Source organism: Bacillus sp. NTK074B, from assembly GCF_017303375.1.
Classification (GTDB): Bacteria; Bacillota; Bacilli; order Bacillales; family Bacillaceae_B; genus Rossellomorea.
Genome location: NZ_JAFKOH010000002.1, coordinates 111,539 through 135,689, shown reverse-complemented (window position 1 = coordinate 135,689; position 24,151 = coordinate 111,539). Strand labels below are relative to the sequence as shown.

The 24,151-nt window shown below is 40.9% G+C and carries 20 protein-coding genes; 15 read left to right on the top strand and 5 right to left on the bottom strand.

Features of this window, described 5'->3' with window-relative positions; all coding sequences use genetic code 11:
* Window positions 1–13 precede the first annotated feature (13 nt).
* On the top strand, window positions 14–1,864 hold the full coding sequence (locus tag JI667_RS04055) for a bifunctional homocysteine S-methyltransferase/methylenetetrahydrofolate reductase (protein WP_206850816.1): 1,851 nt from the start codon (window positions 14–16) through the stop codon (window positions 1,862–1,864).
* Entirely contained in the window at window positions 1,845–5,291 is a 3,447-nt protein-coding gene (gene metH / locus JI667_RS04050) for a methionine synthase (protein WP_206850814.1), read from the top strand. Before JI667_RS04055 ends, metH begins: the two co-directional genes overlap by 20 nt.
* Before the next feature lie 207 nt (window positions 5,292–5,498).
* Here the strand turns inward: metH and JI667_RS04045 are convergent, their stop codons facing one another.
* Entirely contained in the window at window positions 5,499–5,696 is a 198-nt protein-coding gene (locus tag JI667_RS04045; protein WP_206850811.1) for a hypothetical protein, read from the bottom strand.
* Between the two features lie 648 nt (window positions 5,697–6,344).
* On the opposite strand from JI667_RS04045, the gene JI667_RS04040 reads away from it, so the two are divergent.
* The 3 genes from JI667_RS04040 (at window position 6,345) to JI667_RS04030 (ending at window position 9,041) form a co-directional block, all read left to right on the top strand.
* Window positions 6,345–7,190, top strand: a complete 846-nt coding sequence (locus JI667_RS04040) for an STAS domain-containing protein (protein WP_206850809.1) — start codon at window positions 6,345–6,347, stop codon at window positions 7,188–7,190.
* Between the two features lie 251 nt (window positions 7,191–7,441).
* Window positions 7,442–8,422, top strand: a complete 981-nt coding sequence (locus JI667_RS04035; RefSeq protein WP_206850807.1) for a ring-cleaving dioxygenase — start codon at window positions 7,442–7,444, stop codon at window positions 8,420–8,422.
* A 13-nt stretch (window positions 8,423–8,435) separates the two neighbouring features.
* Entirely contained in the window at window positions 8,436–9,041 is a 606-nt protein-coding gene (locus tag JI667_RS04030; RefSeq protein WP_206850805.1) for an alpha/beta hydrolase, read from the top strand.
* A gap of 50 nt (window positions 9,042–9,091) precedes the next feature.
* On the opposite strand, the gene JI667_RS04025 is transcribed toward JI667_RS04030, so the two are convergent.
* A complete protein-coding gene (locus JI667_RS04025; RefSeq protein WP_206850803.1) occupies window positions 9,092–10,009 on the bottom strand; it encodes a hypothetical protein in 918 nt (305 codons plus the stop codon).
* Between the two features lie 187 nt (window positions 10,010–10,196).
* On the opposite strand from JI667_RS04025, the gene JI667_RS04020 reads away from it, so the two are divergent.
* From JI667_RS04020 to JI667_RS04010, 3 genes are all read left to right on the top strand, one after another.
* Window positions 10,197–11,267, top strand: a complete 1,071-nt coding sequence (locus JI667_RS04020) for a bifunctional transcriptional activator/DNA repair enzyme AdaA (RefSeq protein ID WP_206850801.1) — start codon at window positions 10,197–10,199, stop codon at window positions 11,265–11,267.
* Window positions 11,268–11,365: 98 nt separating this feature from the next.
* Window positions 11,366–11,971 carry a YitT family protein gene (locus JI667_RS04015; RefSeq protein WP_206850800.1) on the top strand — a complete coding sequence of 202 codons (606 nt, stop codon included), beginning with the start codon at window positions 11,366–11,368 and terminating at the stop codon, window positions 11,969–11,971.
* 194 nt (window positions 11,972–12,165) lie between these two features.
* Window positions 12,166–12,465, top strand: a complete 300-nt coding sequence (locus tag JI667_RS04010) for a TIGR04104 family putative zinc finger protein (protein WP_206850798.1) — start codon at window positions 12,166–12,168, stop codon at window positions 12,463–12,465.
* Window positions 12,466–12,505: 40 nt separating this feature from the next.
* Here the strand turns inward: JI667_RS04010 and JI667_RS04005 are convergent, their stop codons facing one another.
* The gene (locus JI667_RS04005; RefSeq protein WP_206850796.1) at window positions 12,506–13,399 is read right to left on the bottom strand and encodes a glycerophosphodiester phosphodiesterase; all 894 of its coding nucleotides are present in this window, start codon (window positions 13,397–13,399) and stop codon (window positions 12,506–12,508) included.
* A gap of 198 nt (window positions 13,400–13,597) precedes the next feature.
* Between JI667_RS04005 and JI667_RS04000 the strand changes: the two genes are divergently transcribed.
* From JI667_RS04000 to JI667_RS03975, 6 genes are all read left to right on the top strand, one after another.
* Window positions 13,598–14,599 carry a DUF3231 family protein gene (locus JI667_RS04000; RefSeq protein ID WP_206850794.1) on the top strand — a complete coding sequence of 334 codons (1,002 nt, stop codon included), beginning with the start codon at window positions 13,598–13,600 and terminating at the stop codon, window positions 14,597–14,599.
* 426 nt (window positions 14,600–15,025) lie between these two features.
* Complete coding sequence (locus tag JI667_RS03995) at window positions 15,026–15,823, top strand: alpha/beta fold hydrolase (RefSeq protein ID WP_206850792.1); 798 nt, start codon at window positions 15,026–15,028, stop codon at window positions 15,821–15,823.
* A 233-nt stretch (window positions 15,824–16,056) separates the two neighbouring features.
* Window positions 16,057–16,791: a TIGR02206 family membrane protein gene (locus JI667_RS03990; protein WP_244668195.1), complete on the top strand. Its 735-nt coding sequence runs from the start codon at window positions 16,057–16,059 to the stop codon at window positions 16,789–16,791.
* Window positions 16,792–16,852: 61 nt separating this feature from the next.
* Window positions 16,853–17,422 (top strand): glycerol-3-phosphate acyltransferase, encoded by a 570-nt coding sequence (locus tag JI667_RS03985; RefSeq protein WP_206850790.1) that lies wholly within the window; start codon window positions 16,853–16,855, stop codon window positions 17,420–17,422.
* Between the two features lie 17 nt (window positions 17,423–17,439).
* Window positions 17,440–19,050, top strand: coding sequence for an aminotransferase class V-fold PLP-dependent enzyme (locus JI667_RS03980; RefSeq protein ID WP_206850789.1), 1,611 nt, complete (start codon window positions 17,440–17,442; stop codon window positions 19,048–19,050).
* A 5-nt stretch (window positions 19,051–19,055) separates the two neighbouring features.
* Window positions 19,056–20,900 carry an LTA synthase family protein gene (locus JI667_RS03975; RefSeq protein WP_244668194.1) on the top strand — a complete coding sequence of 615 codons (1,845 nt, stop codon included), beginning with the start codon at window positions 19,056–19,058 and terminating at the stop codon, window positions 20,898–20,900.
* A 112-nt stretch (window positions 20,901–21,012) separates the two neighbouring features.
* Here JI667_RS03975 and JI667_RS03970 read toward each other — a convergent pair whose 3' ends face one another.
* Together JI667_RS03970 and JI667_RS03965 are read right to left on the bottom strand one after the other, a co-directional pair.
* Entirely contained in the window at window positions 21,013–21,363 is a 351-nt protein-coding gene (locus tag JI667_RS03970) for a hypothetical protein (protein ID WP_206850787.1), read from the bottom strand.
* Between the two features lie 137 nt (window positions 21,364–21,500).
* Window positions 21,501–22,769, bottom strand: coding sequence for an ATP-binding protein (locus tag JI667_RS03965; RefSeq protein ID WP_206850786.1), 1,269 nt, complete (start codon window positions 22,767–22,769; stop codon window positions 21,501–21,503).
* A gap of 474 nt (window positions 22,770–23,243) precedes the next feature.
* On the opposite strand from JI667_RS03965, the gene JI667_RS03960 reads away from it, so the two are divergent.
* Window positions 23,244–24,101: a YitT family protein gene (locus JI667_RS03960; RefSeq protein ID WP_414635221.1), complete on the top strand. Its 858-nt coding sequence runs from the start codon at window positions 23,244–23,246 to the stop codon at window positions 24,099–24,101.
* The last annotated feature ends 50 nt before the right edge of the window (window positions 24,102–24,151 follow it).

The following is a 24,151-nucleotide window of genomic DNA, read 5'->3' as shown; positions in this document are numbered from 1 at the left end:
AGGAGGGAATGTCATGAAGCCGTTGCTGGAAGCACTGAAGGAGAGGATCTTAATTGCAGATGGTGCCATCGGAACGTTGTTATATTCATATGGAGTGGACAGATGCTTTGAAGAGCTGAATCTTTCCCACCCAAATGAAGTATTGAAAGTCCATAAAGAGTATATTCATGCAGGAGCAGATATTATTCAAACCAACACGTATGGAGCCAATTATCAAAAGCTTTCCAGATACGGATTGGAGGATTCGGTGAAAGAAATAAATACAGCAGCATTTCGTCTGGCAAGAAAAGCAGCGGGAGAAAACACCTATATTCTGGGCACCGTCGGAGGAATCAGGGGAATCAAGCAAAATGTGTCGCTGGAAGAAATCAAGAGAAGCTTTCGGGAACAGCTATACTGCTTATTATTAGAGGGTGTAGATGGCATTCTTCTTGAAACTTATTATGATTTCGAAGAATTAACCACGGTGTTAAATATTGCCAAACGTGAAGCGAACATTCCTGTCATTGCTCAAGTTTCTCTACATGAAACGGGAGTTCTTCAAAATGGCATGGAAATAAAAGACGCTCTTCAACAATTAGAGTTATTGGGGGCCGATGTTGTCGGCATCAATTGCCGCATGGGGCCATTTCATATGGTGAACTCATTAGAGGAAGTTCCATTACCAAAAAGGGCATTTCTATCCGTCTATCCCAATGCCAGTCTGCCAAACTATGAAGAAGGTCGATTCTATTACTCTGCTGAGCCAGATTACTTTGGCGATATAAGCAATGAATTGCGATTGCAAGGTGCAAGGATCATCGGGGGATGCTGTGGAACCACACCTGATCACATCCGTTCTGTAGCAAGCAGGTTAAGAAGCCGGGAGCCAGTGAAAGAAAAAGTGGTGAAAACAAAAAAGGTTGTTCAGTTATCTTCACCCTCAATCAAGGGAAGCCTGCTGCATGAGGAAGTAAGGGAAAAGAAAACGATCATTGTTGAACTCGATCCACCTAAGCATCTCGACACGAAGCTGTTCTTCCAAGGGGCTGAGGCTTTAAAGGAAGCTGGGATTGACGCACTCACGCTTGCAGACAATCCGTTAGCATCGCCTCGTATAAGTAATGACGCCATCGGCAGCATGGTCAGGTCCAAATTTGATCTTACACCGCTGGTTCACATCACTTGCCGGGATCGAAACCTCATTGGACTTCAATCCCATTTAATGGGATTACACACGTTAGGAATACACAATATATTAGCCATTACTGGGGATCCTGCGAAGATTGGAGATTTTCCTGGTGCGGCATCCGTTTATGATTTATCTTCTCTTGAACTCATTGAGTTGATTAAACAGAACAATGAGGGGATCTCCTTCTCAGGAAAATCACTCCGTGAACGTACTCAATTTTCAGTAGGTGCAGCCTTTAATCCGAATTTCCGTCATTTAGACGCTTCTGTAAAAAGACTTGAAAAGAAAAAGAAGGCGGGTGCTGACTATTTCATTTCTCAACCGATCTTTGGGAAAGAACAGCTGATTCAAGTACATGAAGCTACGAAGCATTTAGATGTTCCGATCTTTATCGGAATCATGCCATTAATCAGCTCAAGAAATGCAGAGTTTCTCCATCATGAAGTACCAGGAATCCATGTTCCGGAAGAAACAAGACAAAGGATGAAGGAAGCAGGAAGTGATCCCATAGTAGCAAGAGCTGTTGGAATGGAGATTGCGAAAGACTTACTTGATACAGCAATAGAACTTTTTAATGGGATTTATCTTATCACCCCTTTTGTCAGGTACGATATGAGCATTGAACTGATTCATCATATACAAGAGAAAACCAATTCAGAAAGAGAGGTTCCCTATGGCCATCACATTGTTTGAAGAACAGCTTAGGAAAAAAATACTCGTACTGGATGGAGCAATGGGAACGATGCTTCAACAAGCGAATTTATCCCGAGAGGATTTTGGGGGAGAGGAGCTTGAAGGATGTAATGAGAATCTGGTTTTGACAGCTCCGGAGGTCATTTATCAGATTCACCTGGAGTATTTGAAAGCAGGGGCTGATGTGATTGAAACCAATACGTTTGGAGCAACCCCCATTGTGCTGGACGAATATAATATAGGTTCTAGAGCATACGAAATTAATAAAGTAGCAGCCGAAATTGCCAAAGAAGCAGTGAAAGCCTTCTCAACTCATGATTGGCCCAGGTTTGTAGCGGGATCCCTCGGCCCGACTACGAAAACACTTTCCGTAACGGGGGGAGTAACTTTCGATGTGCTAGTAGAAAGCTATCGTGTTCAAGCAGAAGGTCTTCTAGATGGAGGGGTGGATGTACTTCTGCTTGAAACGAGTCAGGATGCTTTAAATGTAAAAGCGGCAAACCTCGGAATTCGAACGGCCTTTGAATCCAGAGGGAAAGAGATCCCCATTCTGTTATCAGGAACCATTGAGCCGATGGGCACCACACTCGCCGGGCAAACAATCGAAGCATTTTATTTATCCCTGGAACATTTAAACCCTTTGGCAGTTGGTCTAAACTGCGCAACCGGACCTGAATTTATGCGGGATCATATCCGTACCTTATCAAGTTTGGCCACTACCTATGTCAGCTGTTATCCGAATGCGGGACTTCCTGATGAAGAGGGGAATTACAATGAGACCGCTGATTCACTCAGTGTGAAAATGAAAGGTTTTGCTGAAAAAGGCTGGCTGAATCTTGTTGGAGGGTGCTGTGGAACCACACCGGAGCATATTCATGCCCTTTCAAAAGTGGTGAAGGGATTACCTCCTCGTAAACCAAATGAGTCTCATCCTCATGCAGTGTCAGGAATTGAAGCGTTCATCTATGAAGATGCAGACAGAAGGCCGATTCTGGTGGGCGAAAGGACGAATGTCATCGGTTCACGAAAATTCAAACGATTGATTGCAGAGAATAAAATAGAAGAAGCGTCAGAAATTGCCAGAGCACAGGTGAAAAATGGAGCACAGGTAATCGATATCTGTCTTGCGGATCCCGATCGTGAAGAAGTAGAAGATATGAATGTTTTTATCCAGGAAGTGGTGAAAAAAGTAAAAGTTCCCCTTGTCATTGATTCGACGGATGAGAAAGTACTTGAGACTGCCTTGAAGTATTCTCAAGGAAAAGTAATCATAAACTCGATTAATCTAGAAGACGGCGAAGAACGTTTCGAGAAAATAACAAAACTGATGAAGGAATACGGAGCGGCGGTTGTGGTAGGAACGATTGATGAAAAAGGAATGGGAGTGTCTGTAGAGCGTAAGGTAGACATTGCCATCCGCTCACATAAACTTTTAACAGAGAAATATGGAATAGCCTCTGAAGACATCATCTTTGACCCTCTTGTATTCCCTGTGGGAACAGGGGATCAGCAATACATCGGCTCAGCCAATGCTACCGTGGAAGGGATTAGACAGATTAAGAAAGCTTTTCCTGAGTGCCCTCATATCTTAGGGGTCAGTAACATTTCATTTGGACTGCCTCCTGTCGGGAGGGAAGTTCTAAATGCGGTATACCTTTACCATTGTACGAAAGCCGGCCTTGATTATGCCATAGTCAATACGGAAAAATTAGAGCGTTATGCCTCCATTCCTGAGGATGAGATTCGGATGGCAGAGCAACTTTTATTCACGACGACTGATGAAACCCTGGCAGAATTCACAGCGTTTTATAGGGGGAAAAAGAAAGAAGTAAAGGTAGCAGTCAATACGATGACGCTGGAAGAAAGACTGGCTCATTATGTGGTGGAAGGGACGAAGGAAGGACTGATTGCGGATCTGGATATCGCCTTGGAAAAATATAATGCTCCTCTTGAAATCATCAATGGTCCCCTTATGGCTGGAATGAGTGAAGTCGGAAGGTTGTTCAATGATAACCAGTTGATCGTAGCGGAAGTATTACAAAGTGCCGAAGTAATGAAAACATCCGTAGCTCACTTAGAACCGCATATGGAACAATCGGAAAATTCTGCTTCGAAGGGAAAAGTGATCTTGGCTACGGTTAAGGGAGATGTTCATGATATAGGTAAGAATCTTGTTGATATTATCCTCAGTAATAACGGATATGAAGTGATCGATCTAGGCATTAAAGTAACACCTCAGGAATTGATTGGCGTCATATGTGAAGAAAAGCCCGATATTGTAGGTTTGTCCGGGCTCCTTGTGAAGTCTGCCCAGCAAATGGTCATTACCGCCCAAGATTTAAAACAGTCTGGTATATCAGTTCCACTAGTAGTTGGAGGGGCGGCCCTCACACGAAAATTCGCTATAAACAAAATTGGCAGGGAATACGAAGGACTGGTTCTTTATGCGAAGGATGCAATGGAGGGACTTAGCATCATGAACGGGATTCAACATGAAGAAACGAGGTTGCAGCTGGAAGAGGAGAGTCGCGAAAAGGTAAGAAAAGTCGTTTTGACTGAAGAATCTCCGAATCGAATTCCATCTTCTGTTGCGGTGAAAGTACGTTCTACCGTTTCGAAAAATGTAAAAGTCCATGTTCCTTCTGACTTGATTCCGCACACCATTAAAGATTTTTCACTAGACCAAATTCATCCCTACATTAATCAGCAAATGCTTCTTGGGCATCATTTAGGGATCAAAGGGAAAATTTCAAGATTACTGGAAGAAGGAGACGAAAGAACAATCGGTCTAAAAGCAGTGACAGATGAATTATTCCAAAAGGCAAAAAAGGAAGGGATGATACAGGCATCTGCTCGATACCAATTCTTTCCTGCTCAATCCGAAGGTGATGAGGTTGTCATATATCACCCTGAAAATTCTTCCACAGAAATAGAAAGATTTCATTTTCCCAGACAAAGCGGAAACCAGCATTTGTGTTTAGCGGATTACTTGAGGCCAGTAGAAAGTGGAGAAATGGATTATGTCGGTTTCTTTGCCGTCACAGCCGGTGTAAAAATCAGGCAGTGGGCAAAGGAATTGAAGGATCAAGGCAGGTTCCTTGAAAGCCACGCACTTCAGGCTATTGCTTTAGAGACAGCAGAAGGACTGGCTGAGAGGGTTCATGAAATGATGAGAACACGTTGGGGATTCCCGGACCCTGTTGACTTTACCATGCAGGATCGGTTTAGGACTCATTACCAAGGGCAACGTTTTTCATTTGGATATCCTGCATGCCCTGAGCTTGAGGATCAGAAGAAGTTGTTTAAGCTGATTCAACCTGAAAGAATCGGAATTCAGTTAACAGACGGCTGCATGATGGAACCGGAAGCATCCGTAACAGCCATGGTCTTTGCTCACCCCGAAGCAAGGTATTTCAATGTACTATAAAGGCATAGTAAAAAGGCAACTTCTCATAGTGAAGTTGCCTTTTATGTGGCTAGGTTCAAAACTCTATTTTTATCAAACCGCAGGTAGAATCTAAGGAATTCATTATAAAAAATAAAAATGGATACTTGGATAATGTAAGAACTTAAAGTTAAGGGTTATAGAATGAAGGATAATCGCCTTGTAGAATAATAAAGGGGAAACAGAGATTTAAAAAGAATGTTTTTCTGCTTTAATACTCTGTTTACTGTACGATGTTTCAATTATTTCCAATATTCTTTCATCTGAGAATCCCGTGACCATCGATAGATTAAGTAAACTCGGTTTGATTCCGATTGACAAACAAAAATGAAAGGCACTTCGGATAGCAAGTGTATCGATACACTTTCGTGTCAGTTTTTCTTTCATTCTCTCATCAGCTCCCAACGATTTTGATATATGACTCAATAGTACCTTTACGACATCATATTAAGATTCGGGGGTAGTTTCAATAGGAGATCCCTGCACATCAAAATAGTATATCGAGAAATATCCATACTGCCAGTTTCACTATCAATATCATCATTATACACTTTATATAGTGAATTGTAGAGGTAATTTACAAAATGTTGTAATTATTTTGGAAAATATACATTCTTCTGAATAGTATAATTCATTAAATATGAAAAGGCTGTATTCGAAACTTTGTTGCTCTTGAATGTAGCGAGAGGTGCTAGATTTCCTCGTGGCTTGCCGTGAGCCGCCTCTGCGGGGGAGGCCAGGCCGAACGTCCGTGGAAAGGTTGCCACTCATAGTTTGTATATGAATAGCAACAATATTTGCGAAAACAGCCTATGTAATTCAAGTGAGGGTTGTCATGGATATTTCATTAGCGTTATAGCCTCTGGAATGACTTTGTTCCATGATTGTGTATATAATAAAGGAGAGTAAAAGTAGTATCAACGCTTTTTTTAGGGATATGCTCCTTCAAGAGAGTATGATTTCCAGACTGCTCATAATGTCAGATAGGGAATAAGAAATTACTCATTTTGTTCGATATCGTAGGAGGAATCATACATGCATAGAAACAAAGAATTACATACTTTTTTATTAAGTAAGGCTCGTCAATTAACAGATGAATGGTATGACTCGCTGGATAAAAATGCGACAAGCGGTGTTTATTCTTCAAAGGATCCAATGGTTATAGAAAAATTAAAAAGTCAAAACTTTCAGTTTCACGGCATCCTATGTCATGTTTTTGCCGAGGATATGGAAACGTTCCATAGGAAATTAGATAAATGGGTTTTGTCCGTTGCCAGTGATAAAGAACATCTAGAGACGCCCACTCATCATATTCTTAAGGAATTTATGAGGGTTAGAAATCAATATCTGGATTTTCTGAAAGAATATGTTGAAGGGCATACAAGCGAGGGTATATTTGATTCGTTGAATATGTGGAGCAAGGTGCTCATTGAAGCATTTGATCGAGTGATGCTGCGCTTTGTTGAGTTGCAGTCTGAAGTCGTAGATCAGCAGATACAGAACCAGCAGGAAATCATCAATGAACTAAGCTCACCACTCATTTCATTAAATTCCCAAACCGCTCTTTTGCCTCTGGTCGGAAATATTGACCCTTCCAGAGCTGAGCTGATCTTAGAACACGCTCTGGAACAATGTGTTGAAATGGAAGTCTCCCAACTTTTTATTGATTTATCAGGAGTCGTTTTAATTGACACGATGGTAGCTCATCAAATCTTTCAACTAATCGATGCACTTCAGCTGATCGGAGTGAAACCGATCTTATCAGGGCTGAGACCGGAGATCGCGCAAACTGCGGTTCAACTTGGACTGAATTTTGAAAATCTCACCATTACATCCACTTTGTCACAGGCACTGACCATTAAACAAAATGAAGTCTTGTAATCTAGAAAGAGGTTGGGACAAAAGAATTTTATGTAAAGAAAAAACCGAACGAGTGATTTGGTAAAAATCAACTCGTTCGGTTTTTTAATTTGATCAAGTTGTCCCGAACTCAATGATTGAAGCGATTAATAGGAACTTTTCACAATATATATGTATCCATAAGTCTCGAAATAAAATATCTTGAATTAAAGATAAAGATTGTGTATGATATGCGTATAAGGAAATACTATTATTCAAGGAGTGAACTCATAATGAACCTTAAACCATTAAAGGGACAGCATCACGTATCTGCCATTACGGCCAATGCAAAGAAGAACTATGAATTTTATACCAAGATCCTAGGATTACGATTAGTGAAGAAATCCATTAACCAAGACGATCCCTCTGTTTACCACCTTTTCTATGCAGATGAAAGGGGAAATCCAGGGACGGACCTTACATTCTTTGAGATTCCGCATGCAGGACACACATATCCTGGTACGAACAGCATCTCATTGACGGCATTAAGAGTAAGTAATGATAATTCATTGGCTTACTGGAAACAACGTTTTGAAGAATTTGGTGTAGAGCATGACGATATTGCCCATCATACCGGGCGTGCTACATTGAGCTTCCGTGATTTTGAAGGACAGCGACTCATGCTTGTATCAGACGAAATGAATGATGGAGTGGCTGGGGGGAAACCGTGGGATAAGAGTCCGGTTCCTGTTGAACACGGGGTTGTCGGATTAGGTCCCGTCACCTTAACCGTTGCCCGCGGGGATGATACAGCAGCTGTGTTGACAGAAGTATTGGGATTTAAAGAAACAAGGAGCATTCCTTCAGATCTATCAGGGCAGCCGGATATACGCGTATTCGAAACAGGGGAAGGTGGAACTGGAGGAGAAGTGTATCTTCAAGAAAGAAGCGATATCCCCCGTGAAAGACCTGGTCGAGGAAGTGTTCACCACGTTGCTTTCCGTGTAGAAGACGAAAGTGAACTGCAAAAGTGGGTGGAGTGGATCACTCAAAACCGATTGCCGAACTCCGGTTTTGTTGAGCGCTACTATTTCCGTTCCCTGTATTTCCGTGAGCCAAATGGAATCCTCTTTGAACTTGCCACAGACGGTCCCGGCTTTGAAACGGACGAGGAATTTGATACATTAGGCGGGAATTTATCACTCCCACCTTACTTCGAAGCTCAAAGAGATTCTATTGAAGCGAAATTGAAACCGTTGGATACAAAAGAATAAGGAGGGAAATAATTTGAAACATATTTACAAGCAGGGTAATAAGAAGTTGCCTACACTTTTATTGCTTCATGGAACAGGAGGGGATGAACGGGATCTACTTCCCCTTGCCGCTATGATAGCTCCTGAAGCTTCCTTATTGAGTGTAAAAGGAAACGTGGATGAAAATGGCATGGCCCGATTTTTTGCCCGTTTACGAGAAGGGGTATTCGATGAAGAGGATCTTCTCTTTCGTACGGGTGAATTGAATGCATTTATTGATAAGAGCGCCACAGATTATGAATTTGATCGTGACAATGTCGTAGCTCTGGGGTATTCGAATGGTGCAAACATTGCAGCCAGCTTGATGTATCATATTGGTAAATCTCTAAAAGGAGGGATCTTATTTCATGCCATGGTTCCTCGCAGGGGTGTTGATCTCCCTGATTTAGGTGATGTTCCTGTATTCATAGGGGCAGGGAAGCGTGATCCTCTTATACCAATGGACGAAACCGAGGAGCTTGTAAAGAATCTCATGAGTGCCCACTCATCTGTTACTGAATTTTGGACAGATGGAGGCCATGAACTACGTCGGGAGGAAGTAGAAGAGGCGAAGCGGTGGTTTGAGGGAAACTTTCAATAAGGGAGAACCTCCGGGTGAGACAAATGTCCCCGGAGGTTTTTTACGATTATTCATGGTGTGGAGTTCATTCGATATGCCCGGAATATCCTTAACATGTTAAGAGTCAGAATCCCCCGCCACTCTGTTTCCGCATCCTTCCACTCATTTTCATATTGCCCGAACCAGGACCAATTGGGTTGCCAATATCCTTCTGGATGCTGGTTTTCTGCTTCCCAATTCAACTGCATTTGTATTTCTTCTTTAAGTAACTCATAAAACGGAGAGGATGGGTCACTCGCAACCTGAAGTGGTTTTGCCACATATTGATTCCACTTTGAAGGATCGGTGCAGACTGTATCTTTTACGTTGGAAATGAGAAATTCCAGCACATTTTTTTTCTTTTCCCCGCTCAATTCTTGAGATAGCCTCTGATAACAGAGGAAATCATGCATTTCGAAGGGGAGGGTTAAATCATTAAGCTCCTGTAGGGCTTTATCCGTCCAGTCCGTGAGGCGAAAGTGCCGAGGGAAATACTTATGGAAATAGGCTACGATTTCTGCATTGGGGTTCGCCCAAGTGGTTTGTACGCCGCAATGCCCCTTGTCCTCATCGAAGTGCCACCACGGAGCGTGTGGTACTGTATTCACCTTGTCCGAAACTGCATTCCATCCCTGGAGGTCTTCGTCATAGGTGTTATTTAAGTACTCCATTGCCTTTTGAATTATGTGATGGTTGGCAGGAAGTGCTAAGTCCTTCGCAATTTGAAGACCAACAGTTGTAGCAAGAGGAGAGGAATCTCCCAACCGAAAGTCAGGTTCGATGGCTTGACCGAAACCTCCATCTTCATTTTGAAAGGATAATAACTCTTGGATCACATCATCCCTACTTCCGCCCTCGAAGTAAAAGCTGTATAACTTTTGTTCAAGGGGTCTGGCATATTTCTTCATATATGCTCTCGCATTTTTCCATTGTTGGGTGGAGAGGGTCATATGGAAAACTCCTTTTTTTAAATTGTCACTATTAATATATTTACTATCGTCAGGGTAATTTCCTGCATGATATAGGGGAGAATCCCAAGTGCACCCCCTCTTTAAAAAAACGATGCCTGATTTTCGGCTGCAACGTTAATTAAATATCATATAATAGATTTATGAATGGGATAAGGAGGGACTGATCATGATATCGGTGGAGGTAAAAAATGAGTACTATCAGGCTTTGTTGGAGAAAAGGACAGAATATGAAGGTATATTTTATGTGGGAGTAAAGACAACAGGTGTTTTTTGCAGACCGGCTTGTCCTGCCAGAAAACCGAAGTTCGAAAACTGTGAATTCTTTGAGACGGCAGAACAAGCAATGCTTGCGTCTTATCGACCTTGCAAGAGGTGTAAGCCTTTATCCCACCCGAATAGTGTTTCTGAAGTGGTGAGGAAGTTAGTAGAAGCTATAGAAAGTAATCCGGAGAAGCGGTGGAAGAATAAGGATTTCAATGATTTATCCATAGATGTGTCCACTGCACGCCGTCAATTTAAGAAAAGGTTCGGAATGACATTTGTTGAATATGCAAGAGCAAGGAGAATGGGACTTGCGATGAAAGAAATCAGGTCAGGTTCCCAGGTCATTGATGCTCAGATTGCAACAGGATATGAATCAGGAAGCGGCTTTAGGGATGCTTTTTCAAAGATAATGGGAACCCCTCCAGCTTCCTCCAAGGTCAGTAAAGTATTGATAGCATCTTGGATCGATACAAAACTGGGACCGATGATTGGGATTTCTGATGAAAATTCTCTATTTTTAATAGAGTTTGTTGACAGACGCGGGCTTGAGAGGGAAGTGGAAAGAATGAGGAAAAAAACAAAGGCGGCAATCATTCCTGGAACCTCGGTGCCACTCCGTATGATTGAGGAAGAGCTGACTGCTTATTTCAATGGTAATTTATCAGAGTTTAAAACTCCTCTATTTATACAAGGATCGCCATTTCAAAAGGACGTTTGGGGTGAACTAAAGAAAATTCCACTTGGTCAAACCAGATCCTACTCAGAAGTGGCAGAAAAGATCAATCATCCATCAGCCGTTCGTGCAGTGGCAAGAGCCAATGGTTGTAATCAGCTTTCCATCATCATTCCTTGCCACAGAGTAATCAGGGCGAATGGGGATCTTGCAGGATATGCAGGAGGCCTTACCAGAAAGAAATGGTTGATTGAACATGAAAGGAAGATAGCAGATAGAATGAGTTTGCCGGGTAAATAGAAGGGCTGGCATTTTATGAGTACAGGATGTTGCGGACTCTATCAATAGCTACTAGACTATTGATTAGAGTCGTTTACAGAATAGGGTGCAAAATACATATGGAAATTTTGAGGAAAGCTGCTATATTGGGATTGGCATCAAGTATACAAGGCTTAGCCATGGCTGTGTTTTTATTCCCCCACTTCATCCCATCGGGTGGTGCGGCAAGTCTGAGTGTTTTATGTAATTACGTACTTCATATTCCTTTTGCCGTTACCCTATGGGTGCTGAATGTATGTTTATTGGGGGCAGCGGTGAAATGGCTGGGAAAGGAAAGCGCCCTGTGGACCATGTATTGCGTTACTGTCACCTCCGGAGTGGTTGACGTGTCAGGTTCACTAATCACAGGTACAGTTTCTTTTCTACTAGTGGACCTTCTGATTGGAAGCATCCTTTTTGGGATCGGGGTCGGGACTCTTTTTAGAATGGGGGCTTCTTCAGGGGGAATGGACATATTAGCTCTTATCATTTCTAGCTTGAGAGGCTATACCCCTGGGAGAACGTTATTCATTATTAATGGAGGTGTCCTCCTGCTGACGGGATTCGTCATCGATTTTAGCATCATTTTATATGCCATTGTATGCCAGTATGTCGGGACTAGGATAGTGGACGTCATGATCAACCTTGATATTAAAGGGAGACTCACACGTCTGGGGAATTATTGAATGGAAGGTCCGTCCCTCAAATGCAAAGGGTGCACCTTTTAGGATCCTTCTTTGATGATGGACTTTATAGTAGACGGGCATTTGTTGCCTATTTTTCAGAGTCAAGAGGGACGTACCTCGAATTTTATCTATTCGACTTATACTGAAGATGATAAACTAGAGAAAAAGAGTCGTCACACCTAGGGGGAAGTGTTTTGCAGAAGTGTAATATATGCAACAATCAATTTGGATGGAAAGAGTTATTATTTTCGATTTGGAGGTCGTACAGACCAATTGAATGCAGTCAGTGTGGAAAAAGGCATACGATTAATTTTGTTTCAAAATTCATCGTTTCGTTTCTCATTCTGGTTCCGGCGGTGGTATTTGGCTTACTGGTTGCACCACAGCAAGGATTGTCCAAACCGGTTACATTCGGCCTTATCGTGTTAATGGCGTTTGTTATTTCACTTTTCCTTCCATTTTTCGTTAAATATGAATATAAGCGAGGATCATAAAGAGTGAGCTGCCGGTTAAGGCAGCTCTTTTCAATAGGAATTATTTCTTTTTCATTTCTTTCAATACTTCTTGGAGCCGATCGGGATAGTTGGTGAACATTCCCGTCACACCCCAATCAATCAACCTTTTCATATCTTCTTTTTCCAGGACAGTATAAGGGTGAATAAGAAGGTCATGATCTCGGACTTTATCAACATATTCTTCATCGATTTTCTTGAAGCTCATTCCCAGACCCACCGCATATTCCTCATAATGATTAAGCTCTCTGTCTGTGATGGTAGCATCGGTCTTATAATCAATTAACTGAACAAGGGGGATGTCCTCATTCATGTCATGAATTTTATGGAGACTTGCTTCACTGAAAGACTGAATGATCACTTTACTTGAAGGGCCATTTTGCCTTGTCAGGTTGTACTCATCTAATATTTTCAGTAATTTTTTCTCCATACCCGGATATACTTCAGGTGATTTTGTTTCAATGTAGTAACGCTTGTTTTCACCGAAATGTTGAATGATTTCTTCAAGTGTTTGTACCTTTAGTCCTTCATATTCAGAATTAGCTTTATCAGGATACATGTCATTGAACCAGGAGCCTGCATCCAAAGCTTTTATTTCCTCAAGTGTATAATCTTTTACGAGACCGGTTCCATCCGTTGTACGGTCGAGTGTTTCATCATGCATCGCGATCAATTCACCGTCTTTTGTCATTTGTAGGTCAAGCTCTATGTAGTCTCCTCCCAATTCATCACCTACTTCATAGGATGGAAGAGTGTGCTCCGGAGCATAGCCCGAACCTCCTCTATGTGCTATGTTTATTATTTTGTTGTCATTCATTGAGGGGTGCCTTGTATCGGCAAATACAGGTTGGACGGAAGAAACCCCTATCCCTATTATAGCTGCAGATAAACAAACCCTTTTTACGAGTGTTTTCATTTTACAGTCTCCTTTCTTTTAAAACCTCATAACAAGGATATAAATTGAATGTGAAAGGAAATCCTCAAGTTTGCAAAGTTGTTGTGAACATTTCATTAATGGAATATGACAGCTGAGTCGATAGACGAGGGTCCAAAGATTGAAGAATAATTCACAACATAAGGAAAACACTATAATAAAAAGAAAAGGAGTCTTAAGATGGAGGACCATGAAATCAGAATGACAACTGCAGAAATCTCCGCTTTATGGACGACATATATTAAGTGCTCGGCAATGAATTGCTTCTATACTCATTTTCTTACATACCTGAATGACGAGGGAATTAAATCCTTAATTGAGGAAAATTTGGGAATCAATCTAGAAACGATGGAGAAAATCAGGAGCATCTTTCTATCTGAAGGCTTTCCAATTCCCAACGGCTTCACAGAAAAAGATGTAGATACATCTGCCCCTCCTTTGTATACGGATCTATTTGCACTAAGTTTTGTGTATAGGGGCTTACAGGTTACGAATAGTCACTTCACATTGATTGTAGGAACTGTTGCCCGCTCTGATATTTATGATTTCTTCGAAAAGTGCCTGACAAGATCACTCTCTCTATACAAACAAGCTCTGCAACTGATGTTAATAAAGGGGGTATATGACCGTCCCCCCAAAATCAACTATCCCCGGTCCAGTGAGTATATTTCTCACCAGCCCACTCTGATGGAAAGCTGGCTGGGAGAAAGAAGACCCCTCAATGCACTCGAACTGAGTGAACTATTCTTTGTGATTGAGCGTAATTGCATAGGCATCATCCTATTAAAAGGGTTTATACAAACCTCTAAAGACAAAGAAGTAAAAGAATATTTAAAAAAAGGAAAGAAGCTGAGTGAGAGGCAGATTACGACGTTTAACCATGTGCTTATGAAAGACGATGCCTTTCCAACATATCCTGTTTCAATGGAACTCACTTCTTCCACGAAAGCTCCTTTTTCGGAGAAATTGATGCTATTTTTTATATCTTCGTCGAATACAGTCGGTCTTTCGACACTCTGCCATGCGATTACGATGTCCACTAGAAAGGATCTCGCCATCCATTACACGTTATTTGTGACTGAAATCATGAAATATGGTTCGGACGGTCTGAAATTATTGGTGGAAAGGGGCTGGATGGAGAAGCCTCCCCAGGAGCATGGTTGGGGCAACTTAAATGATTAAAATAGTAGGAGGAGAATGATGTATTCAAAAATGTTTTTTGTATTTTTAGTAGCAATCTTTACAGTGCTTAATGAGGATGTTTTGAAGAATAGATTAAAAAACTTCGTTAGGTATAAATTTTCAGCGGGATTATCGGCTTTTTATACTATAAGATAATCTTTTGAAGTTTTGAAAGAAAAGAGTGCAATCCAATAAATGGATAGTAAACCTCTGATATCACAAAAAGTTCGGAATTTCTTTAGATTCTATATGACAAAGAGCCTTTATGTAGGATAGAATAAAGATACATTAAGGTAAGGCTTCAAGAGTGTTGGTTGAATTGTGCAAGTGTGCAAAAACCGTTATGTTCGATACAACGGCCATTGATTCATTTCCATGATTCATTCTATTCTTTTGGTAGGTTGTGCTGTTTTTAAGGAGAAGTGGATGCTAGAATACATCGTACATCAGGGAGTCGGCAAAGAATATGTAGTTTTCCTTCATGGAATAGGGGGGACCTCAAAGATATTCTGTAAACAATTGGAAACTTTCAAAAAGAACTACAATGTAGTGACGATTCACTTGCCCGGTCATGGCAAATCACCAGGGGTTGAATCATTTGATGAACCTTTTACGATTGATTTAATTGTACGTGAAGTCGTGGAAGTGCTTGATGAGATCAATATTGAACGGGCCCATTTTATCGGGATATCCCTCGGGTCAGTGGTCATTCATCATTTAATGCAACAGAATCCGGATCGTGTGAAATCGGCTGTTTTGGGAGGATGCATCACTCGTTTTACGCTGTTCTCAAACACCTTGTTGCAGATTGGTCATGCTGTGAAAAACATGATCCCATTCATGTGGTTATATAAATTATTCGCTTATGTCATGATGCCAAAAAGCAATCATAGTATTTCAAGGAAATTGTTCATTCGGGAAGCGAAGAGAATGAAGCGGCAGGATTTTCTGGCGTGGTATCGACTTACACCCTATATTAAAGCTACTTATGCCTCCGTACAGGAAAGGGCATCACATATTCCTAAGCTCTACATATCTGGAAAAGAAGATCATCTTTTCGTTAAATCACTTGATGAAGATACAAAAGATGATCCCTCTGCCGAGAAAGTACTTCTTGAAGATTGCGGACACGTTTGTAACGTAGAAAAGCCGACTGATTTCAACCGCCTAGCCCTGGATTTTATCTTCAATAATCAAGATCTTCCGCTGCGGAAGGTTCAATAGTCTGGAATCCCATTTTCATCTTGGAATGGGATTTTTTTGCTGTTTTATAGGTGATCTTTTAGGAATATTCAAATAAAGGATCAAGGAAGGGGGAGGTCCGTCCCTATGAAATTGGTGGAGAGTAGCTATAAATAAGGGGTGGGAACTGGGAAAATGAGGTCCGTCCCTTAAAGGATTTGAAGGGATGTTGGGAGAATATAGTAAGGATGGTAGTTTGATGGGGGGGTGAGGGTTTGTTTCGTGAGATGTTGAATTTCAGGTATGGGGAGTATCCGTTTGAGTTGTTTTCGGTTTCTCATATTGCGGCCATTGTTGTGTCGGTGGGATGCATGATGGGTTTATATATAAGTAGAAATCGAATTCAGGGAAGTTTGAAGAGTTTTTTTAAATGGTTGCTGGTTGTGTTACTTATCTTGAGTGAGGTGTCTTTTCAGGCGTGGTATTACATTTATGATCATTGGGACTTAACCATTAATCTTCCTTTCCAATTATGTTCCCTATCCTTGTATCTCTGTACCTTCATGTTGTTAACCAAAAGCTATAGGATCTTTGAAGTGAGTTTCTTTGCCAGTATGTCTGGTGCATTTATTGCCATTCTTACTCCAGAGTTGTTTTTTGGATTTCCTCACTTCAGGTATTTTCAGTTTTTCCTGGCACATTTGACGATTATATTGGCTTGTTTATACATGGTGTGGATAGAGGGATACAGTCTGACTCTCGGTTCGGTGATCAGGGCATTTTTCACATTGAATGGAATTGCGGTATTAGCCTATACGGTTAATAAACTGGTAGGGGCCAATTACATGTTTCTAATGCATAAACCTAACAATACAAGTCCGATCGACTACTTGGGGGAATATCCATGGTACCTCATTTCACTTGAAGCAATCAGCTTTTTTCTTTTTCTCATTCTCTATGCCCCTTTTTTTTTAATGAGGGATAAACGAAGTCAGGGAAAGGTAAATTAATGAAACTTTTTTCTTCATTCAAACGTCTATTAACATATATGAAATGCAGGGAGCAGGGAAGATGATTCATAGTTTGACAGTAAGTGTAATTCTAGTGCTTTCTTATATGCTAGGTAGTATAACAGGAGCTTATTATATAGTAAAGATACTCAGTGGAAAAGATATCCGGGAGGTTGGAAGCGGCAACGTGGGGGCTACTAACGCAGGAAGGGTGACAGGCATAATTGGGTTCTTACTGACAATCCTGATTGATGCAGGTAAAGTAATTCTGGCATTACTTATCACCTCCATCCTACTAAAGGGAGAAGGCTATCTGATCTTAAGCTCGATTATGGTGTTGTTGGGTCATCTGTTTCCTGTACAACTCGGATTTCATGGAGGAAAGGGGGTTGTCGCATACTTGGCTACAGCTTTATTCCTCTGCCCGCTCTGTATCGGAATTTTCGCCATCATGATGGGTATTTTATACCTGGTTATCAGAAGGTACACCCTAGTGGGCTTCATTTCAATGGGGACCATACCGATCTCATCATTTATGATTGAGGATTCATTCATTCTATCAGCAGGATTGGGGCTTCTATTCATGACTGTCCTGGCATTCCACAATCGATCCTTTCATCATTCAGTTTAAGCATAGGAGGTACAATAATGAGTAATCTGACTCTTCAATATAAGATTGCTAGCGATCCGGATGAATTTCAACAAATATATTCGTTAAATTACCAAACTTTCGTAGAGGAAATCCCACAGCATAAAAAGAATGATAGCCGTAAGCTTAAAGATAGGTTCCATGATGAAAATACATATGTGATAGCAAAGGCTGAAACTGAAGTTGTCGGAATGATCGCTGTTCGGTCAGTACGCCCTTTCTCGTTAGATCTAAAGCTTGAGGATCTGGATCAGTATTTACCTTTACATTCCGTTCCATGTGAAATCAGGCTTTTGTCGGTAAAGGAAGAGTATAGGAGTACGAGGGTATTTTATCAATTATGTGACTGCCTGGTATCTTATTGTTTAGAGATGGGATATACGACAGCCCTCATTTCAGGTACCGTTCGTCAACTTAAATTATATAAACGTATAGGGTTTCGTCCGTTTGCTGAACTGGTCGGTGATGAGCATGCGAAGTTTCAGCCTATGTATTTGACTCGTGAAAGCTTTGAGAATTCGACAAAAGCGTTTCATCGATTAATGACACGGAAGACGGGTGAAGAACGTCCATATTCACTACTCCCAGGTCCCGTACCTCGTCATAAAAAGGTTGAAGAAGCATTTAGGATAGACGCATCATCTCATAGGAGCAGCGCATTTCAGCAAGAAATGGAAGAAGTAAGAATGACCTTACGTGAAATGACACACGCGAATCATGTACAGGTTGCAGTGGGCACCGGCACCTTGGCGAATGATATGGTGGCTGCACAACTGAAAAGGGTTCCTGGAAATGGCCTCATTCTTGTAAATGGAGAATTTGGATCGAGGTTGATGAACCATGCAATACGATTCGATTTATCCTTTTATACCATTGAAAAGGAATGGAATGAAAAAATCACATTAAATGAAATTGAAAGCGTACTCCAACGTGATCCTTGGATAAAATGGCTGTGGACGGTTCATTGTGAAACCTCTACGGGATATTTATATGATATTGGGGAACTCCTTTCCCTTTGCCATAAATACAACGTAGAACTCTGTATAGATGCTTGCAGTTCAGTTGGAGCAGTTCCGGTGGATTTTAATAATGTCTATCTTGCCACTTCGGTTAGCGGTAAGGCACTCGGCTCTTATCCGGGACTGGCCCTTGTTTTTCATCGTGATGAATTGGAACCAAATCAGTCCATCCCAAGATACCTGGATGTGGGAATGTACGCTGAGAACAATGGAATTCCATATACACACTCCTCCAACCTTCTGGGTGCCCTTAAAGAATCGATGAGGGTAATTGATTATGAAAAAAATCTGAGCCTATCAAGAAAGGTAAGGCAGTTATTAAAGGAAGGAGGTTTCACAATATTAGAGGGTGAATCGTATTCACCCTGTGTGATTACGATTGAACTAAATAGGGAACAGTGTAGTAGACAATTCGGGGATGCCTGTAAAAAGAATGGCATCTTATTGAGCTATGAAAGTGGATACCTGATCAACAGAAATTGGGTACAAGTAGCGCTTATGGGATTCCATAATGAAAGAAAGGTTTTGAATGCAATGGTGATAGTCAACAAAGAATTCCATAAAATGAAAGATTCTAAGGTAATGCAATGAGCAGGATGAAAGATTTTCTTCCTGTATTATATAAAGATCCATTGCTTGGCGTTGCAATTCTGTCCATTTGGTTCAAAACCATCGTCGTATCGCTTATCGGTTTTAATCTTCATATTGAATCTTTCCCGGACTTTTTACTTCTTGTTTTCAACCCCGTTGGATCGTTAATGCTCCTGATCGGATTCAGCTTTTACTTCTTTAAAAGGGTTAAGCCGCTCCTTCTTGTCCTTATCATGGGGATCGCAACCGGTCTACTGTACGGGGATCTTCTTTACTTCCGGTTTTATTCGGATTTCGTAACGGTCCCTATTCTTTTTCAGTTTAAAAATGTGGGGGGTATTGGTCCGAGTACCTTTGAATTGATGAGTCCCTGGGATCTTCTATTAATATCGGATCTTATATTAGCAGGATGGATACTCAAGACAAAGAAGGCGAATTTCGTTAATTTGTCACGAAGATGGAAATTCACCTACGTAGGCTTTAGTGTATCTTTATTATTGGTTACTTTAGTAATTGGATTGGTGAAATCCCCTTATTTATTTGCTGAATCATATGACAGAGAGCAGTTGGTGAAATATGTAGGCCCGTTTAATTACCATCTGTATGATATCGGGATTGCAGCAACAAACCCATTGTCCCATCTTCTAGCAAGTAAATCGGACACAAAGGCATCCATTGCATATACAAAATCTTCAAAGAAAAAACCGTCGGACTTATTTGGAGTTGCTGAAGGTAAAAATCTGATTTTAGTCAGCATGGAATCCACCCAGAATTTTGTTATCAACCAACAAATCAATGGTGAAGATATTACGCCTTTTTTAAATTCACTGATCAAGGACAGCTTATACTTCAGCAATATTTATGACCAGACGGCACAAGGGAAAACATCGGATGCAGAATTTATGATTGACACTGGATTATACCCTTTATCAAGTGGATCAGCTTTTGTAAGGAAACCGGATAATACCTTCAGGAGCCTTCCTCATCTCCTGAAAGAGAAAGAAAATTATTATGCAGCCGTATTTCATGGTAATGACCGGACATTTTGGAACCGTGAATACATGTATAATACGCTGGGATACGATCGTTATTTCTCCAAGAGGGATTACTCGGTAACAGAAGATAACTCGGTCAATTACGGAATAAAGGATATTCCTTTTTTTGAACAGACAGCGTCCCTTCTCGAGAAGGTACCCAAGCCATTCTATACCCGTCTTATCACATTGACGAATCATTTCCCTTTTCTGTTGGGAGAAGCTGATCAGTTCATTGACCAGGCGGATACCAGTGAAGATGTAGTGAACCGTTATGTGACAACAGTGCGATACGAGGATGAAGCAATTAAGACTTTATTTGAGGACCTTAAAGCAAACGGGTTGTATGATGATACGGTTGTGGTCCTATATGGTGATCATTACGGGATTTCCGAAAAATATGAACAAGGTGTGTTCGAACTCCTCAATCAAAAGGATACTCCAGTTAATCACGCCAAGCTTCAGCAGGTACCCCTTATTATCCATGTTCCAGGACAAGAAGGTAGAATAATTGAAACCATTGGAGGAGAGATTGATATTCGGGCAACCGTTCTTCATTTATTGGGAATTAAATCGAAGGATACCCTTTCGTTTGGTCACAGTCTGTTCACCCGTGAAGAAAATCATCCAGTCATATTCCGGGATGGAGATTTCATTACTAAGGAATATATCTTTCAAGACAATGTTTGTTACAGTACGAGAAGTGAGAAATCAGTCAGTGAATCACGATGTGAGCCATATAAGCAAACGGTTCGAAAGGAATTAAGGATGTCAGATGATATTTTGTATGGGGATTTAGTAAGGTTTCTGGAATAGGAGTAATTTAAAACCCCCTTGTCCACTATGGTTTGACCTGGGGGGGTTGTTTTAAATATTAATGAAGGATAGTATTGGTAACTGTAATTTAATTATGTAAACAGAAGCAACCCTATAAAAGCTCTTCCTCAGATTGCAGGGAATAGAACCTCCCATTAAATCCAATCACATCGATCGTGATCATTTGCCCAGGATCATTTAAACTTTTATACTCCCTTTTTATGCGGAGAGTGAATAAACCGGGGGCATAGGTCCCTCTTACATCAGAATATTTTATTCTCTCGGTAATGTCTCCATGAACACGCTCAAGCTCTACGATGGAACAGTCTTCATTGCAGTCGAACTGATGCTTTTCCTTTAGCCACTTCTTAAGATCTTCTTCAGTCGGTTTGTTTAGGATCGAGACAATACTGAGTGTTACGATTACAGAGAATATAAATAGAAATGTTCCTCTTTTGCTCACCAATTAATTCCTTCTTTCTATGAGAGTATTGGAAAATCCAGATAATATAAGTGTACCATAGTATAGTAGAATCAAGCGAAGACTGGCGCATAAGAAAAGAGCCTTGGAAAATCCAAGGCTCTGGCTCTTTATAGGAATCATTTTTGGGATATAACAGGCAGTCGAATTTTGACAACTGTTCCTCTATTTAATTCACTTTCGTATTCGATCATTCCACCCATTTCACGAATGAGCTTATTTGTGACCATACTCCCAAGTCCCGTACCTTTGGTCTTAGTCGTATAAAAGGGTAAACCTATTTTCTTCAATTGGTCTCCGGTCATTCCTTTTCCATTATCCGAAATAATCATGACGATGGATTGTGAAAAAGGATCTTCTTTAAGATTAATAGATATTTCGCCTCGATCTTCAATGGATTCAATACCATTTTTAATGACATTCATGATTGCCTGCTTCATATGATCCTCATCCCCCTTAATGTAATGGGATCCGGCCATCTCGAAATGGATTGATGTGTTGGAATATGCTGCAAACGGTCTTAACAAGTCCACACAGTCCCTAATAATACTTTCAAGGTTGAGCCTGGATAATTGAAAGCCGTTCGGTTTGGCCACACTTAGATAATCCGTAATGATTTTGTTCGTTCGATCCAATTCATTCAGGATGAGGGGGGAGTATCTCTTTAACCGGTCATCGTCTGAATCCTCGCTTAAATGCTGGATGAATCCTCTTACAGTGGCAAGGGGATTGCGTATCTCGTGGGCTATCGATGCAGCCATCTGTCCAATCATATTCAGCTTGTCCATGTAGACCATTTCTTCTATTTGTTTATTCGTTCGGATCAAATGCTCAATGATGAACACCAACGAAAGAAATGTAAAGTAGAAAACGGTAAAATAAATGATATAAAATGGGAGATGCAATATCGGAATAAACATGTTGATGATGATAATGTATAGAATGGCATGAATGATAAAGATCATGGTGCTTACAATTAATTTAAACTGTGTTTTCAATAGAATACTGCGGAAGAGCATACCGATTACAAATGCCAGCACTGAAACAGCAATCCCCACGCCTACGTAAGGACCACCGATAAAATAGCGGAGTATGATGACGCAAGAGAGAACGATTGATCCCGATAGTAAACCGGCATAGATCGTCACGATCAATATCGCAATCATTCTCAGATCGAAGTGAGTCTCCCCAAGGGTTTCAATTGGATACAGCATACATAAAAGAGCGCCAAATGATGCAACCAGTCCATAGGTGATCTTGTGTTTATATACGGACTTTTGTTTATCCTTAATTTGTTTATCCTTAAAAGGAAACAATACATTGGCGTTATAAGTAAAAGAAAATAAAATCGTAATATTGACCAGTAATGATTTGATTAATGTAATCAAAGAAAAGCCTCCACAAATCTACTTAACTTAAGAGCACGCTGTCCAACGCTCATCCAAACATGAACATACAAGTAATTAAAATACTTCATTTTTCCGTATTAGTCAAATCCTACTACCTTATGAGGGACGGACCTCCAAAATCGCTGTTAGTGGTTAAAGGCCTCCCAACAGAAAATGTAGTGTTAAAGCATGGTTTGAGGGGATGTAAGCATCTCATTCCCGCTACATGAGTGCTAAATTCAAGGTCCGTCCCTCCCTATTTAAAGGAATTTTAGCTTGGAGGATGGAATATATACATTATACAAGCTTATTTTTGTAAGGTTCGTCAGGAGGGTGCCATACATAGTCGGTGTGAATTATATTGAAGAGTTTAGGCATTTCCGTTTTTCAGCTGAGATGGAGTGAATGGATCTTTAAGGAGGAGGAATGGTGATGGAAGGTCAGATCATACATGAACCCCGGCAAGTAAAGGTCATGCATAAGAAAATCCCCTTGAAAGAAGTAGTGAAGAGGACGATCCTGATAACGATCGGAGCTGTTATCATGGCTGTCGGCCTTGAGATATTTATTGTTCCCAACCAGGTCATCGATGGAGGAATCGTCGGTGTATCAATCATGCTTTCGCATATTACGGGTATTAAGCTCGGACTTTTTATCTTCATCTTGAACATCCCCTTTTTCTTCATCGGTTATAAACAAATCGGGAAAACCTTCGCATTCTCTACGCTTTATGGCATTGTCATTCTATCGATTTCTACCACCTTCCTCCACCCTGTTGCTGCTTTTACTCAAGACATTCTATTGGCATCATTATTCGGAGGAATCGTTCTTGGTATAGGAGTAGGCATGGTCATTCGTTACGGCGGATCTCTCGACGGGACAGAAATCCTTGCTATTTTATCCAGTAAAAGGCTTCCTTTTTCTGTCGGGGAGATCATTATGTTTGTGAATCTTTTCATTTTAGCCAGTGCAGGCTTTGTCTTTAGCTGGGATAGAGCCATGTATTCTTTACTGGCATATTATGTAGCTTTTAAAATTATTGATATTACAATAAAAGGGTTGGATGAATCTAAATCCGTTTGGATCATCAGTGAAAATTATGAAGAGATCGGGGATGCCCTCCTGCACCGGTTAGGCAGGGGTGTTACCTATTTGAAGGGGGAAGGGGCTTTTTCAGGAGATGACAAGAAAGTCATATTCTGTGTCATTACCCGCCTTGAAGAAGCAAAGTTGAAAGACATCGTTGCGGAACACGATCCTTCCGCTTTTCTAGCCATAGCGGATATCGCTGAGGTAAGGGGTGGAAGGTTCAAGAAGAAAGATATCCATTGACCACTGGACAGCATGATTTGACCGGATAAAAGATATTGATAAGCGCAGAA

Bases quoted from the DNA above. Each gene is read 5' to 3' on its own strand.
- JI667_RS04045 (WP_206850811.1), bottom strand. From the start codon at position 5,696: ATGAAAGAAAAACTGACACGAAAGTGTATCGATACACTTGCTATCCGA.
- JI667_RS03995 (WP_206850792.1), top strand. From the start codon at position 15,026: ATGCTAGAATACATCGTACATCAGGGAGTCGGCAAAGAATATGTAGTT.
- JI667_RS03985 (WP_206850790.1), top strand. From the start codon at position 16,853: ATGATTCATAGTTTGACAGTAAGTGTAATTCTAGTGCTTTCTTATATG.
- JI667_RS03960 (WP_414635221.1), top strand. From the start codon at position 23,244: ATGCATAAGAAAATCCCCTTGAAAGAAGTAGTGAAGAGGACGATCCTG.
- JI667_RS04035 (WP_206850807.1), top strand. From the start codon at position 7,442: ATGAACCTTAAACCATTAAAGGGACAGCATCACGTATCTGCCATTACG.
- JI667_RS04020 (WP_206850801.1), top strand. From the start codon at position 10,197: ATGATATCGGTGGAGGTAAAAAATGAGTACTATCAGGCTTTGTTGGAG.
- metH (WP_206850814.1), top strand. From the start codon at position 1,845: ATGGCCATCACATTGTTTGAAGAACAGCTTAGGAAAAAAATACTCGTA.
- JI667_RS04000 (WP_206850794.1), top strand. From the start codon at position 13,598: ATGGAGGACCATGAAATCAGAATGACAACTGCAGAAATCTCCGCTTTA.
- JI667_RS03975 (WP_244668194.1), top strand. From the start codon at position 19,056: ATGAAAGATTTTCTTCCTGTATTATATAAAGATCCATTGCTTGGCGTT.
- JI667_RS04025 (WP_206850803.1), bottom strand. From the start codon at position 10,009: ATGACCCTCTCCACCCAACAATGGAAAAATGCGAGAGCATATATGAAG.
- JI667_RS03980 (WP_206850789.1), top strand. From the start codon at position 17,440: ATGAGTAATCTGACTCTTCAATATAAGATTGCTAGCGATCCGGATGAA.
- JI667_RS04005 (WP_206850796.1), bottom strand. From the start codon at position 13,399: ATGAAAACACTCGTAAAAAGGGTTTGTTTATCTGCAGCTATAATAGGG.
- JI667_RS04015 (WP_206850800.1), top strand. From the start codon at position 11,366: ATGGAAATTTTGAGGAAAGCTGCTATATTGGGATTGGCATCAAGTATA.
- JI667_RS04040 (WP_206850809.1), top strand. From the start codon at position 6,345: ATGCATAGAAACAAAGAATTACATACTTTTTTATTAAGTAAGGCTCGT.
- JI667_RS04055 (WP_206850816.1), top strand. From the start codon at position 14: ATGAAGCCGTTGCTGGAAGCACTGAAGGAGAGGATCTTAATTGCAGAT.